Raw genomic sequence first — 13,041 nt, 5'->3', positions numbered from 1 at the left:
CACTGGAATGGCCCGGGTTCACGGGTTGAGACGCGCCCGCGCCCGCCGGGCCGTACGGGAGCGTCAGAGCGCGGTGAGAACGGCGGCCAGGGCGCCCGCCGCCATGAACGGGCCGAAGGGGATCTCGCTCTTGCGGCCCGCGCGGCGCAGGAGCATCAGGACGGCCCCGTACAGGCCGCCGGCCACCAGGCCGAGGAAGGCACCGGTCACCAGGGTGTCCCAGCCCAGCCAGCCGAGGGCGGTGCCCAGGCTCCCGGCGAACTTGACGTCGCCCAGCCCCATGCCCGCCGGGTTGATCAGGAAGAGAACCAGGTAGAACCCCACCAGGGCGAGGCCGCCGAGCGCGGCTCCCCGCAGGTCGGCGAGGCGGCCGTCGGCGAGGGCCGACGCGGCCAGCGGGGCGGCGGTGCCCAGGTAGGCGGCCAGGGTGAGCCGGTCGGGCAGCCGGTGGACGGCCGCGTCCACGAAGACCAGGACGACGGCCACCGTGGCCAGCCAGCCGAAGGCGAGCAGCTCCGCCGCCCTTCCGGCCGGCGTCACCCCGGCCCCGTCGGTCATGCCGGATATGCCGGGCCATTGCGCGCGCAGGGCCAGGGCGGCCAGCACCACGGCGGTGACCGCCTCGACGGCGCCCGCCGCCGGGTGAGGGCGTCCGGGCCGTCCGGTCTCGGCCACCGGGTGGGAGCGGCCGGGCCTTCCCGTCCCGGTCGTCGGGCGGGACCGGCCGGACCTTCCCGGCCCGGCCACCGGATCGGGCGCCGCGTACAGGACCACCAGGCGTCGCGTCCAGGACCCGATCGCCAGGCCCGCCAGGCCCGCCAGGACGGTGAGGAGCGCGAGCGAGGCCTGGGGGGTCATGGGGCGACGATAACCCGCGCCTCTCCCCCGCGCCCGTGACCTTCCACGATCGGATCCCCCGCGCCCGCGACCTTCCACGATCGGAACCCCTGGCGGCGGAGGCGCGAGGTCAGGCGGCGCGCAGTGACTCCAGCATCCGCGACAGGGCGGCCCTGGTCGCGGCGAGGTCCTCGGGATCCTCGGAGCCGGCCAGCCACAGGGCCGCCTCGTTCATGGCCCCCGACAGCAGGTGGGTCAGCGGCGCGACGGGCTGCCGGGCGATCGTTCCCGCGTCGATCAGGGCGGTGAGCGCCTCGGCCAGATGGCGGGCGGAGGCCGCCTCGTCCAGCGCGCGCCATTCGGCCCAGCCCAGGACGGCGGGGCCGTCGACGAGCATGATCTGCCGGACGTCCGGGGCGGTCCCGGCGTTGAGGAAGGCCTGGCATCCGGCGACCAGCCGCGCCCACGGATCGTCCTGGGCGTCGGCGGTCGCGGCCACCTCCTCGGCCACCTCCTCCTGGACCTGCTCCAGGACCGCGCGGAACAGGGCGGCCTTGCCGTCGAAGTGGTGGTAGAGCGCGCCCTTGGTGACCCCGGCGGCGCGGACGACCTCCGACAGGCCCACCGCCCCGTAGCCCAGCGTCGCGAACAGGCGCCTGCCCTCACGGAGAAGGGCCTGCCTGGTCTGCTCGCGCTGCCGGGCCCTGCCGCCGTCCCTCATCCCGCCTCCGCTCATTGACATACCGACGGTACGCCAATAGCGTACCCTCACATACCAACGGTATGTGAAAGGAGCTCTCATGAGGCTGACCAGCTTCTATCCCGTCATCTGCACCTCGCGGCTCGAGCGGTCCCGCGATTTCTACACCGGCCTGCTGGGTTTCGAGACGACGTTCGAGGCCGACTGGTACGTGAGCCTCCGGCGGCCGGGGACGCCGTCGTACGAACTCGCGCTGCTCGACCACCGTCACCCGACGCTGCCCGAGGCCTACCGCCTCCCCGTGCGGGGACTGCTGCTCAACATCGAGGTGGAGGACGTGGACGCGGAGTGGGAACGGCTCGTCGTCCGCGAGGGACTGCGGCCCGAACTGGAGCTGCGCGACGAGGACTTCGGGCAGCGGCACTTCATCGTGGCCGACCCCGACGGCGTCCTGATCGACGTGATCACGCCCACCGCGCCCACGGCGGCGTACGCCGACAGCTACGTTGATCCCTGACCTCGGGGGACGGCCACGTGGACCGCCGTCCCGGGGACGCCACGGATCACGGCCGCACGCAGAGGGGACCCGCCCATGGTCAGCGTCAGCATGGAGACCGCGGAAGAGACGGAGACGCGCCTGCGACGCGTGATCGCCGCGGCCGAGTTCGTCGTGCACGACGGCCTCTGGTGCTTCGAGGAGTCCCCGGCCGGCAGTCCGCCCGCCCTCACCGCCGACACGCTGGCGGTGGTCCGGGACGACGAGAGCTGGAGCGCCCTGGTCCCGTTCGCCCGCGACCACGGTGACGTCGAGCGGTTCGGCGTCTTCTCCTTCCACTTCCCCGCCGGCCTGGACAACAGCGGTTTCGTCGGCTGGCTGGCCACCCGTCTCAAGGTCCGGCTGGGGACCGGCGTGTTCGTCGTCTGCGGCAGCAACCGCGCCGGCGGGGGGATCTACGACTACTGGGGCTGCCCCGCCGACCTGGCCGACGACGCCGTCGCGGTCGTCCGGGAACTGCGCGCCGACGGCCCCGACGCCCCCGGGGGACCCCCGCCGGTGTGAGGGCGAGGCCACCCGGCGAGCGGCAGGTGACCTCCGAGGTCATTGACGGGAACCGCGACGATCACGGAGGCTGAGGGCCCATCCCCCTTACCCCCGGAGGGTGCGACGACGTGGACACGGACCGCTTCAGCAAGCTGCCCGCGATCATCGCGTCCCTCGTCCTCCTGCCGGTGCTGCTCGAACTCCTCGCGTGGTACATCGAGGGCGAGGAGTACGACGTGGCCCGCGCGGTCACCGTGATCTCGGTGATCGTCACGCTCGCCCTGATCGCCACCGTGCTCGGCCGGATCCGGGCACGGCTGCCGGTGCTGCTGGTCGTCGGCCTGACCGTCACCGCGGCGGGCGAGGCCGTGCTGGGCTTCGTGGCGGCCTTCGGCCCGGTGCTCTGGCGGGGCGGGGTGCCGGGCGAGGTGCACGGACTGATCACCACGGGCATCAGCGTGTTCGCGGTCGTCACCGGCGTCTACCTGCTCGTCCAGTACCGGCGGGGCCTGTACCTGCCCTACCTGGAGGCCGGGATGGGCCCGCTGCCGACCTCCACCAAGCGCAAGGTGATCGGCGAGTCGGAGATCCTGATCCGCACGATGCCCTCCGTCGGGCCCTCGGTGGAGAAGAGCCTGACGAGCTGTGTCGCCATGGTCGACCAGGAGGACCTGCACTTCGTCGCCTACTACGCCGACAAGCGGTGCTGCTTCTACGTCGACGTGCTCGACGACGCCGACCTCGCCCACTTCTTCCACGAGACCGACCAGGAGCAGCGCAGGACGATCTACCTCCAGGCGGGCAACCAGCTCAGCTGGCTCACCCAGCGGCTCAACCGGCAACTGCAGCGGCTGGAGGGCGGTTCCCTGATCCGGACGGTCCTCGACGTGGAGCGCGGGGCGATGTACCTGCACTGGATCGACGAGACCCGCTACCTGGTCGGCGTGACCCTGGACCAGCGCAGGGTCGACGCCGCCGACGCCAAGATGGCCGAGCTCGTGGACCTGATCCGCGGGCACTTCGGCCTCCCCCCGATCAGCCAGCGCAAGCGTCCCCCCGCCTCGCCGGGGCAGTTGCGTTCCGTCCCGAGGAGTGAGCGGTGGCCCGAATCGGGCTCTTGATCGTCGTTGTCGGCCTGGGATGGCTGGCCGCCGACCTGGGAGGCCTGCGCGAGCTGGAGCACTCGGGCGCGTACGTGCTCCTCAGCAGCCTGCTGCTGGCGATCGGCCTGTACGGCAGCACGCACGGCATCGACCGCGCCGAGGCCAGGGAGCACACCCGGCTGATCACGCTGGCGGTCACCGTCGGGGTGCTGCTCAAGGCGGCGTTCATCGCCGGGGTGGTCTACCTCGTCTCCGGGGACCCCCGGGCGCTGATCATGGCGGTGGTGGTCGCCCAGATCGACCCGCTCTCGGTCGCCGGGGTGATGCGGGACGACCGGCTGTCGAGCCGGGCGAAGACCATCCTCGGGGCCTGGTCCTCGTTCGACGACCCGGTGACGATCATCCTGGCCGTCTACGCGGCGGCGCTGGTGAGCGGTTCGGGCCAGGGCGGCCTGTCGGTCTCCTACTTCGCCGACCTGGGGTGGAACGCGCTGTTCGCGATCGTCGCCTACCTGGTGTGGCGGCTGGTCAGGAAGGCCCCGCCGGTCCTGGCCTACCTGGCCGCGGCCGGGGCGGTCGCGTCGGCCGCGTGGAGCTCCCTGATGCTCGGCCTGGCGACCGCCGGTCTCTACCTGCGCCTGCCGGACGCGCGCTGGCTGGGCCGGGCGGTGAGCGCGGCGTTCGCGCTCTCGGCGTTCCTGATGGGCCTGCTGCTCGTCGGCGGGGCGAACATGGGGATGGGCGTGCTGCTCGGGCTGTCGGCGTACGCCGCGCAGATGGTCGCGGCGCTGGCGCTCACCCACGGCCTGCCCGTCATCGACCGGGTGCACCTGGGGCTGGCCCAGCAGAACGGTGTGACGGCCGTGATCCTGGCCCTGGTCTTCGAGCGTGACTTCGGCGGGTTCGTCGCCGTGATCGCGCCTGCGATCCTGACGGTCAACCTCGTCCACGCGGCGGCCAACCGAACCGCCGACGCCTGGGGGGCTCGGAGGTCTCTTCCATCCGCGCCACGGTGACGCCGGGTCCCAGCCCGTCCAGGGTGCCCGACTCGACGGCGGCCAGGACACGCAGCAGGTCGCCCTCGATGACGAAGGGCACCGGGCCCGCGACGTCCACCACCACGGCGGCGGCGTTCTCGTGCGCGGCGGCCCGGCAGACCTGCAGGGCGGTGGTCTGGATGGGCCGGGCGTCGGCGCGCCAGCGGCGCAGCGCCCCGGCCCCGGTGAAGGCGAGCACCGCCTCGCGGCCGTCGGCGCCGACGAGCTTCGGGAGGGCCATCTCGCTCTCCTTCTCCTGCCGCAGGCCGTGCTCGCCGATCTCCGACTCCTTCAGCAGGGCGACCACCGGCACGAGCAGCCGGGCTCCGCCGAGGGCGGTGACCACCTCGCCCGCGTGCGCCGTCCCCGCGGCGAAGGCCGCGAGGGCGGACGTCACGGCGGCGTCGGCGGCGCCGTCGTCACCGGGGACCAGGGGTTGCGGAATGCTCGGCACGAACCGGGAGCCTACCGGCGGCCGGGACGGGCGGGCGACCGCCGCGCCCCGGTCACCGTTCCCGGTCCCCCCGGGAGGCGGGCGGACGGGGACGCGGGGCGGCGGGCGGTCCTCAGCCCAGGTCGGCGATGGCGGCCACCGGTCCGCCCCCGCTGGGGCCCTGGTGGACGGCGGCGACCGAGACGAACACGGCCGGGTCGCCGGTGACGCTGGCCGCGACGCCGCCGACGGTGGCCTTGATCTGGCGGTGCCAGTGGACGTCGGAGTCGTCGAGCATGATGTTGCGGCGGCCCCGGACGCTGCCCGAGGGGTCGGCCTCGCACTTCATGAACACGTTGACCAGCCGGTCGCCCAGGTCGGACGGGTGCGGGCGCTCGGGCAGCTCGATGCCGCTGGAGCGGATCGCCTCCCAGATGCCGTCGGCGTCCAGCGCGTCCTTCATGACCGAGTGGCCGATCCGGTAGCGGCCGCCGATGCCCCGTACGTTGCCGACGACCACGATCTGCGCGCGGTCCAGCTCGACGCCCGAGGAGCACGACGCGACCGAGGAGTACAGCGACAGGTCGCGGTGGATCTGGTCGGCGGCGGGCATCTCGATCTCGCCCAGCGCCACGGCGATGCCCAGCGCGGTGGTCGAGTTGGAGATGTCCATCGACGGGCCGGTGTCCTCGATCACCACGTCCTTGCCGCGCGACTTGGCGTCGTTGATCGTGGACAGGGTGAGCAGGGGGGTCTTGGTCTGGACGTAGTGGACGTCGGCCGGGTCGTCGATCCCCGCGAGCTTCATGGCCTCGCGGACCCCGGCGGCGACCTTCTCCACCATCGCCGGGCGGCCGATGTCCTCGGGCAGGATCACCTCGCTCATCGCGATGCCGACGCTCACCCGGGGTTCGTCGTTCGGCTCGGCGTCCGCAGTGGTGGCGAAGATCGTGGCGTGCGGGCTGAGCACGCCGTCGGTGCCGCCCGACCAGACCAGCGGGACGCTCTCCGGGGACGGGTGCCCCTTGTCCGCGAGCACCTCGCGGAAGGCGCGGTCGGCCAGGATGCGGGTGTAGTCGTTGACCCCGCCGTTGCCCTCGGTCTTGCCGATCACCGCGAGGACGCGGGCGGCCTCGATCACCCCCTCGTCGATGAGGCGGGCCAGGCCGGAGGCGTCGGTCACGCTCTCGATGGGCACCTTGCGCACTTCAATGGGTTCCGGCATCCCTGCCACCTTTCACAGTCCTGTTCACTTTCGCACCACGGTGCCGGTCTTCCCGGTCAGCGACGTCCCGATCTCCTCCAGGGAGGTGATCACCGAGCGGTCGCCGCCCCGCTCGACGAAGCGGAGCGCGGCCTCGACCTTGGGACCCATGCTGCCCCCGGCGAAGTGCCCGGCGGTGTGCAGCGCGCGCAGTTCCGTCACGCCGACGGCGCCCAGGGGCCTGGCCGAGGCGGTGCCGAACCCGACGACCGCGGCGGGGACGTCGGTCGCGATGACCAGGACCGTGGCCCCCACCGCGCGGGCGAGCACGGCGGCGGCCAGGTCCTTGTCGACCACGGCCTCGACGCCGCCCAGCCGCCCGTCCGCGTCGCGGACCACGGGCACGCCCCCGCCGCCCGCGGCCACCACGGTGAACCCGGCGTCCGTCAGCGACACCACGGCCGGCGCGTCGAGGATCTCCAGCGGCTCCGGGGAGGCCACCACCCGGCGCCAGCCCCGGGCGAAGCGGCGCCAGGTCTGGCCGAGCCCTTCGAGGTGGCGGACCTCGGCCTCGTCGAAGTAGCGGCCGACGGGCTTGACCGGGTCCCGGAATGCCGGGTCGGCGGGATCGACGAGCGTGCGGGTCACCACGACGGCGGCCCGGCCGCCGAGCGCGTCGAGGAGCAGCGTGCCGACGGTGGCCTGCGTCTGGGCCACGCACCAGTCCAGCGGCACGGGCGGGACGACGTGCGCGGCGAGTTGGTTCTTCAGGAGCAGGTTGCCGACCTGGGGGCCGTTGCCGTGGGTGAGCGTCACCCGGTGGCCGTCCCGGACGAGCGCCGCCACGTGGCGTACGGCGCCTTCGACCGCGCGATGCTGGTCGAGGGGCGAGGCGGCGCCGTCGGGGCCCGTCATCGCGTTGCCCCCGAGCGCGATCAGTACTCGCTCACCCACCTGGTTCACCCACAGGCCGACGCTAACGGCCTGCCCGCCCCGTCTCATGGGCACTCCTTGCCCAAGGAATGCCCGCCCTTCGGCGCAATGCGCCAACCGCCCGGCGGGCCCGGGCCCGCTTGTCACGACAGGCCAACGCGGGGACGGCAACAGGCGCGGGCAGCGCCTAGCTCCGGGGCGGGGCGGCGGGAAAGGCTCGGACCGGGACTTCCCCCGCGCGAGGAGGGAACCCCTTTCTTTCCGAGGAGGGATCGGGTGGAGCGGCTCCGGCTCGGCCACGTCGTCGTGATCGTCCTGTGTGTCGCGGCGGGCCTCACGGTGCTCAGCGTCACGGCCGGGAGGCTCGTCACCGGGCCGGGCACGCCCGCCGTCCCCTCGGCCTCCCCGCCGCCGTCGCCGACGCCGAGGGCCGACATGACCGGCGAGGCGCGGCGGATGGCGTCGGCGGGCCTGCGGGCCGCCAACGACTTCGGCTGCCGGCCCCGCGAGGACGCCCCGTACCCGGTGGTGCTCGTGCACGGGGCGCGGAGCACCGGGGCGGTCACCTGGACGGTGGCGGCCCGGTACCTGACCAAGCAGGGCTACTGCGTCTTCGCGCTCGACTACGGGTGGAGCAACTCGATCGAGCGGTCGGCCCGGACGCTGGGCGTCTTCGTCGAAGGGGTGCTCCAGGCCACCGGCGCCCGGCAGGTGGCGATCGTCGGGCACAGCCTCGGGGGGATCGTCCCCCGGGCGTACATGCGCTCGGAGGGAGGGCCCGGCAAGGTCGCGGAACTGATCACGCTGGGGGCGCCGCACCACCGGCCGGCCCGCGAGCTCGGCAGGAGCTGCGGCCGGGAGACGGTCTGCGCCGAGCTGCGGCCGGGCTCGCCGCTGATGCGCCGGCTCGCCGTCCCCTCCATGGTCGAGGCGGGGGTCGCCTACACCGCGCTGGGCCTGCGGGCCGAGCAGGAGGCCGCCTCCACCTTCGTCGAGGGGCCGCCCGAGCAGGTGACCAACCGGCTGCTACAGGACGACTGCCCGCTCAAGGGGGCCGTCGAGGGCGCCCTGGGGCACAACCTGGAGACGCTCGACCCGGTGATGCTCTCCTACGTCAACAAGGCGCTGGAGACCCCCGGGCCGATGCCGCGCGACTACCGGCCCGACTGCTTCGCGCTCATCCTCTGAGCGGCCCGCCCCTGGACCGGCTCACGCCGGGAACGATCGGACCTTCATCGCGCCGCGACCGGCTCACGGCGGGAACGACCGACCTCGGCCGCCCCGGGCGCCGGTTCACGCCGTGAGCGGCCGGGCGACCTCCCCGACCACCGCCGCGCGGTGCGGCTGCAGGTAGAAGTGGTCGCCGGGGAAGACCTTCAGGGAGAACTCGGAGAAGGTGCGGGCCTCCCACGCCTTGGCCTGCTCCGGGGTCACCACCGGGTCGGCGTCGCCGACGAGGACGGAGATCGGGGTGCGCAGCGGCGGTCCCGGCCGGTGCCGGTACGCCTCCAGCAGGCGGAAGTCGGCGCGGACGTAGGGCAGCACGATCTCGCGCATCGCCTCGTGGGCGAGGATCTCCACCTCGGTGCCGCCGAGCTTGGAGAGTTCGGCCACCAGGGCGTCGTCGTCGTACGTGGACAGCGCGCGCGTGTCGCGGCGGTCGTGCGGGGCCGTCGACCCGGACACGAACAGCCGCGCCGGGGCGAGCCCGCGCGCCTCCAGGCGGCGGGTGACCTCGTAGGCGACCGTCGCCCCCATGCTGTGGCCGAACAGCGCGAAACGCCGGTCCAGCAGCGGGAGCATCGCCTCGGTCAGCGCGTCGACCAGCGCCTCCATGCTCTCCGGCGGGGCCTGGGCGAACCGGTCGGCCCTGCCGGGCAACTGCGTGGCGTGCAGCTCGACCGTCGCGGGCAGCAGCGCGTGCCACTCGCGGTAGGCCACGGCCGACCCGCCCGCGTGCGTGAAGCAGAACAGCCGCGCGGCCGCCGCCGGACGGCGGACGGCACAGCGCAACCAGGTCATGCGAGCCCCCCGCGGGTCCGTCCGCTCACTGCCCCATGGCCCTGATCAGGCTGTTGGGCCGCATGTCGGTCCAGTTGGCCTCGATGTACTCCAGGCACGCCTGCCGGGTGTCCTCGCCGAAGGCGACGGTCCAGCCGGCCGGGACCTCGGACCAGGCGGGCCAGAGGGAGTACTGTCCCTCGTCGTTGACCAGCGCCAGGTAGACGCCGTCGGGGTCCTCGAACGGGTTGGTGCTCATTCCTGGTCCTCTCTGAGAAGCGCGGCGATCTCCGCGATCGGCCCGGGGTTCAACATGCTGGAATGGTCGCAGGCGACGACGCGTTCGTCGACGGCGCCCCTGACGTACGGCTTCCAGTCCGCGGCGGTGGGGTCGCCCTCCTTACGGCCGTGCGCCGCGGTCACGAAGAGCACGTCGCCGTCGAACGGCCGCGGCACGTACTCCCCGGAGATTTTCACACCGTTGACGTAGTTGCGGTAGACACCGCGCAGTGTCCGCTCGTCCAGGGTCGCGTACGGGCCTGCCATGCCGCGCAGGAACGCCACGACGTCGCCGATGTCGCCGATGTCGCCGATGTCGGCGGGGCCGGCGGGGCCTTCGTAGCCGACGGCGGCCAGCAGCTCGGACCGGATGTCGCGCCCGTCCGCGTCGGCCCTCCGCCCGGGGTAGGCGTCGAGCAGCGCCAGCAGCGCCACCCGCTCGCCGCGCTCGCGCAGCTCCACCGCCATGGCGTGGGCGACCAGGCCGCCCATGGACCAGCCCGCCAGCCGGTACGGCCCGTGCGGCCTGACCTCGCGCAGGCACTCCAGGTAGTCCAGGGCCATCGCCTCGATCGACGGGGCCGTGTAGCCGGGCTCGGTCAGCACCCTGGCCTGCAGGGCGTACAACGGCTGGTCCGGGCCGAGGTGGCGCAGCAGGCCCGCGTACGGCCAGCCCAGGCCGGCGCCGGGGTGCACGCAGAACAGCGGCGGGCGCGATCCCGAGGTGCGCAGCGGCAGCAGCGTCTCCAGCCCCCCGGCCTCCTCCTCCCGCCCGGCGCGCTCCCCCGCGCGGGCCAGCGCCTCGGCGGTCCGGTGGGCGAACACCTCGCGCGGGCTGATCACCGCCCCCTCCCGCGCGGCCAGCGACACCAGCCGGAGCACCGCGATGCTGTCACCGCCCAGGTCGAAGAAGCCGTCGTCGGCACCGGCCCGCTCCAGGCCGAGCACCCGGGCGAACAGGCGGCACCAGAGCTCCTCCGCGGGCGTGCGGGGGTCGCGCCCGGGGGCCGGGACGTCGGGGTCGGGCAGGGCCGCCCGGTCGACCTTCCCGTTCGGGGTGAGCGGCAGCGCGTCCAGGCCGATCACCGAGGCGGGCACCATGTACTCGGGGAGCGTGCCCTCGGCGAACCGGCGCAGCTCCCCGGGCTCGGCCGGACCGGTCGCGTAGGCGAGCAGGCGACCCCCCCGGACGACCACGGCCACCTGGCCGGCCCCCGGGTGCCCTGCCAGGGCGGCCTCGATCTCGGCGGGCTCGATCCGGAAACCCCGGATCTTGACCTGGCGGTCGGCGCGCGCCAGGTACCCCAGCTCGCCGCCGGCCGACCACCTGACCAGGTCTCCGGTCCGGTACATCCGCCCGCCGTACGGGCAGGCGACGAACCTCTCCGCGGTCAGGCCGGGACGGCCGAGGTAGCCGCGGGCCAGCCCCGCGCCCGCCAGGTACAGCTCCCCGGGCGTCCCGGCGGGCACCGGCCGCAGGAAGCGGTCCAGCACGTACGCCCGCCCGCCGTCCATGGCCCGCCCGATGGGCGGCGCGTCCGCGCCGACCTCGGAGACGGTGTGGCAGGTCGCGTACGTGGTGGTCTCGGTGGGGCCGTAGACGTGGCCGAGCAGCGTGTCCGGGCAGGCCGCCGACACGGCGCGCATGGCCGCCGCCGAGGCCGCCTCCCCGCCGGTGAGGACCTCCTCAAGCGGCGCGAACGTCTCCGGTGCCTCCTGGGCGACCAGGTTGAACAGGGCCGTGGTGATGAACAGGGCGGTCGGCCGGTGCCGCGCGACGACCCCGGCGAGCCCGGCCGGGCCCAGCTCCCCGGGCGGTGCGACGACGACCGTGCCGCCGTTGAGCAGCGGCACCCAGATCTCGTAGGTGGAGGCGTCGAAGGCGTACGGCGAGTGCATCACCACCCGCCGGTGGCGCGACCCCCACCTGCGGTCCGCGGCCAGGGCGACGACGTCGCGCTGGCGCACCCCGACCCCCTTGGGGGTGCCCGTCGAGCCGGAGGTGTAGGCGACGTACGCGAGATGCTCGGGGTGGGTCCGGGGTGTCCCCGTCCGGGGTGTCCCCGTCCCGGTCCCGGTCCCCGTCCCGGTCCCGGTCTCCGTCTCGGTCCCGGTCTCCGTCCCGGTCCCGGTCCCGGTCGCCTCGGATCTCTCCGGCGTCCCGGGCCTCTCGGACCGGCGGGACGCGCCCCGGGGGCGGCCGTCCACGCCGACCACCGCGGCGGCGTGGTCGAAGCCGGGCTCGCGGTCGGTGACCAGGACGGGGGCACCGGTGTCGGCCATGACCCAGCTCATCCGGGCCGGCGGGTGACCGTGATGGATCGGGACGTACGCCCCTCCGGCCTTGGCCACGGCCAGGCTCGCCACCACCACGTCGGCGGACCGGCCGAGCAGGACCGCGACCGGCGTCTCGGACCGTACGCCCAGCCCGGCCAGCCGGTTCGCCAGCAGGCCGGCCCGCCGGTCCAGCTCGGCGTAGGTGAGGCGGACGCCGTCCCCGACGACGGCCTCGGCGTCCGGAGCCCGTTCCACCTGGCCGGCGAAGACCTCCGCGATCGTCGCTGCGTCCCGGGGCGCGGTGCCGGTCGTGTCCCCGCTCCATTCGTACAGGATCCGGGCTCGCTCGTCGGCGGCGAGCAGGTCGAGCCGGGCGAGCGGCAGCCCGGGATCGGCGGTCAGGGCCCCGAGGAGCCGGGTGAAACGGTTCAGGATGCGCAGGGCGTCGGCGCGGGGGACCACGTCGGGGCGGTGATCGAGCCGCAGGGAGAGCCGCTCGCCCGGGACGACCGCCAGGGCGAGCGGATAGTGGGTGGCGTCGGTGCCCGACGCGCCCACGAGCCGCGGCCCGTCCCCCGCCGGGGTCTCGGCCCCGGCCCCCGCCACACCCTCCGCTCCCACCCCGGCGCCCAGCGCTCCGGCGTCCAGGGGGTAGTTCTCCAGGACCGTCATCGTGTCGAAGAGCCGCCCGGCCCCGCAGGCGCGCTGGATGTCGGCCAGTCCCAGATGGTGGTGGGGGAACAGGTCGGACTGCTCCGCCTGGAGGCGTCCGAGCAGGTCGGCCAGGGGCTCGGCGGGGTTGAGCCGTACCCGGACCGGCAGGGTGTTGATGAACAGCCCGATCATGCGCTCCACGCCGGGCAGCTCGGGCGGGCGGCCGGAGACCGTACCGCCGAAGACGACGTCGTCACGGCCGGTCAGCTCGGCGAGGACGATCGCCCAGGCGCCCTGGACGGCGGTGTTGAGGGTGAGCGAGCGGGCGCGCAGGACGGAGGTGAGGCGGCCGGTGAGGTCCTCGCCGAGACGGGCCCGGACGCGCCCCGGGTTCATCGGCGGCCGGGCGTCGAGGTCCGCGGCGACGAGGGTCGGCCCGTCGACCCCCTCCAGGGCGCGGCGCCACGCCCGCGCGGCGGCGGAACGGTCCTGGCGGGCGAGCCAGGCCAGATGGTCCCGGTACGGACGCACCACACCCGGC

The 13,041-nt window shown here is 74.3% G+C and carries 13 protein-coding genes; 5 read left to right on the top strand and 8 right to left on the bottom strand.

The genetic code is table 11. The features are described 5' to 3' along the window. Positions 1-63: 63 nt before the first annotated feature. Positions 64-858, bottom strand: coding sequence for an A24 family peptidase (locus tag AB0G16_RS26395; RefSeq protein ID WP_362810260.1), 795 nt, complete (start codon positions 856-858; stop codon positions 64-66). 109 nt (positions 859-967) lie between these two features. Continuing rightward, a complete protein-coding gene (locus AB0G16_RS26390; RefSeq protein ID WP_362810257.1) occupies positions 968-1,579 on the bottom strand; it encodes a TetR/AcrR family transcriptional regulator in 612 nt (203 codons plus the stop codon). A 58-nt stretch (positions 1,580-1,637) separates the two neighbouring features. Between AB0G16_RS26390 and AB0G16_RS26385 the strand changes: the two genes are divergently transcribed. The 4 genes from AB0G16_RS26385 (at position 1,638) to AB0G16_RS26370 (ending at position 4,698) form a co-directional block, all read left to right on the top strand. Continuing rightward, positions 1,638-2,054 carry a VOC family protein gene (locus AB0G16_RS26385; RefSeq protein ID WP_362810254.1) on the top strand — a complete coding sequence of 139 codons (417 nt, stop codon included), beginning with the start codon at positions 1,638-1,640 and terminating at the stop codon, positions 2,052-2,054. Positions 2,055-2,129: 75 nt separating this feature from the next. Continuing rightward, positions 2,130-2,597, top strand: a complete 468-nt coding sequence (locus AB0G16_RS26380) for a DUF6196 family protein (protein WP_362810251.1) — start codon at positions 2,130-2,132, stop codon at positions 2,595-2,597. 110 nt (positions 2,598-2,707) lie between these two features. Beyond that, positions 2,708-3,700, top strand: coding sequence for a hypothetical protein (locus AB0G16_RS26375; RefSeq protein ID WP_362810247.1), 993 nt, complete (start codon positions 2,708-2,710; stop codon positions 3,698-3,700). Beyond that, positions 3,697-4,698, top strand: coding sequence for a hypothetical protein (locus AB0G16_RS26370; RefSeq protein WP_362810244.1), 1,002 nt, complete (start codon positions 3,697-3,699; stop codon positions 4,696-4,698). The genes AB0G16_RS26375 and AB0G16_RS26370 overlap by 4 nt, the downstream gene beginning before the upstream one ends. On the opposite strand, the gene AB0G16_RS26365 is transcribed toward AB0G16_RS26370, so the two are convergent. The 3 genes from AB0G16_RS26365 to AB0G16_RS26355 all read right to left on the bottom strand — a co-directional run bounded on the left by AB0G16_RS26365 (position 4,619) and on the right by AB0G16_RS26355 (position 7,358). After that, the gene (locus AB0G16_RS26365) at positions 4,619-5,173 is read right to left on the bottom strand and encodes an SseB family protein (protein WP_362810241.1); all 555 of its coding nucleotides are present in this window, start codon (positions 5,171-5,173) and stop codon (positions 4,619-4,621) included. The two genes, AB0G16_RS26370 and AB0G16_RS26365, sit on opposite strands and share 80 nt — an antisense overlap. Before the next feature lie 112 nt (positions 5,174-5,285). Then, on the bottom strand, positions 5,286-6,377 hold the full coding sequence (locus tag AB0G16_RS26360; RefSeq protein ID WP_362810238.1) for a ring-opening amidohydrolase: 1,092 nt from the start codon (positions 6,375-6,377) through the stop codon (positions 5,286-5,288). A 24-nt stretch (positions 6,378-6,401) separates the two neighbouring features. Further along, positions 6,402-7,358 carry a carbamate kinase gene (locus tag AB0G16_RS26355; RefSeq protein WP_362810235.1) on the bottom strand — a complete coding sequence of 319 codons (957 nt, stop codon included), beginning with the start codon at positions 7,356-7,358 and terminating at the stop codon, positions 6,402-6,404. 207 nt (positions 7,359-7,565) lie between these two features. On the opposite strand from AB0G16_RS26355, the gene AB0G16_RS26350 reads away from it, so the two are divergent. Continuing rightward, complete coding sequence (locus AB0G16_RS26350; RefSeq protein ID WP_362810232.1) at positions 7,566-8,477, top strand: alpha/beta fold hydrolase; 912 nt, start codon at positions 7,566-7,568, stop codon at positions 8,475-8,477. Between the two features lie 105 nt (positions 8,478-8,582). On the opposite strand, the gene AB0G16_RS26345 is transcribed toward AB0G16_RS26350, so the two are convergent. The 3 genes from AB0G16_RS26345 to AB0G16_RS26335 form a co-directional block, all read right to left on the bottom strand. After that, positions 8,583-9,311 (bottom strand): alpha/beta fold hydrolase, encoded by a 729-nt coding sequence (locus AB0G16_RS26345; protein ID WP_362810229.1) that lies wholly within the window; start codon positions 9,309-9,311, stop codon positions 8,583-8,585. 25 nt (positions 9,312-9,336) lie between these two features. Next, positions 9,337-9,549 carry an MbtH family protein gene (locus AB0G16_RS26340; protein ID WP_362810226.1) on the bottom strand — a complete coding sequence of 71 codons (213 nt, stop codon included), beginning with the start codon at positions 9,547-9,549 and terminating at the stop codon, positions 9,337-9,339. Continuing rightward, the coding region (locus tag AB0G16_RS26335) for an amino acid adenylation domain-containing protein (RefSeq protein WP_362810223.1) at positions 9,546-13,041 on the bottom strand (3,496 nt) is incomplete at its 5' end. The genes AB0G16_RS26335 and AB0G16_RS26340, both read right to left, overlap by 4 nt.

The organism is Streptosporangium sp. NPDC023615 (assembly GCF_040640155.1).
In the GTDB taxonomy this organism is placed as follows: Bacteria; Actinomycetota; Actinomycetes; order Streptosporangiales; family Streptosporangiaceae; genus Streptosporangium.
Note: the sequence above shows the minus strand (reverse complement) of the source record. Positions and strands in the feature narration are given on the sequence as shown.

What these genes read in the sequence shown, in the direction of transcription:
- AB0G16_RS26395 (WP_362810260.1), bottom strand. Translation starts at nt 858, where the DNA reads ATGACCCCCCAGGCCTCGCTCGCGCTCCTCACCGTCCTGGCGGGCCTG.
- AB0G16_RS26390 (WP_362810257.1), bottom strand. Translation starts at nt 1,579, where the DNA reads ATGTCAATGAGCGGAGGCGGGATGAGGGACGGCGGCAGGGCCCGGCAG.
- AB0G16_RS26385 (WP_362810254.1), top strand. Translation starts at nt 1,638, where the DNA reads ATGAGGCTGACCAGCTTCTATCCCGTCATCTGCACCTCGCGGCTCGAG.
- AB0G16_RS26380 (WP_362810251.1), top strand. Translation starts at nt 2,130, where the DNA reads ATGGTCAGCGTCAGCATGGAGACCGCGGAAGAGACGGAGACGCGCCTG.
- AB0G16_RS26360 (WP_362810238.1), bottom strand. Translation starts at nt 6,377, where the DNA reads ATGCCGGAACCCATTGAAGTGCGCAAGGTGCCCATCGAGAGCGTGACC.
- AB0G16_RS26355 (WP_362810235.1), bottom strand. Translation starts at nt 7,358, where the DNA reads ATGAGACGGGGCGGGCAGGCCGTTAGCGTCGGCCTGTGGGTGAACCAG.
- AB0G16_RS26345 (WP_362810229.1), bottom strand. Translation starts at nt 9,311, where the DNA reads ATGACCTGGTTGCGCTGTGCCGTCCGCCGTCCGGCGGCGGCCGCGCGG.
- AB0G16_RS26340 (WP_362810226.1), bottom strand. Translation starts at nt 9,549, where the DNA reads ATGAGCACCAACCCGTTCGAGGACCCCGACGGCGTCTACCTGGCGCTG.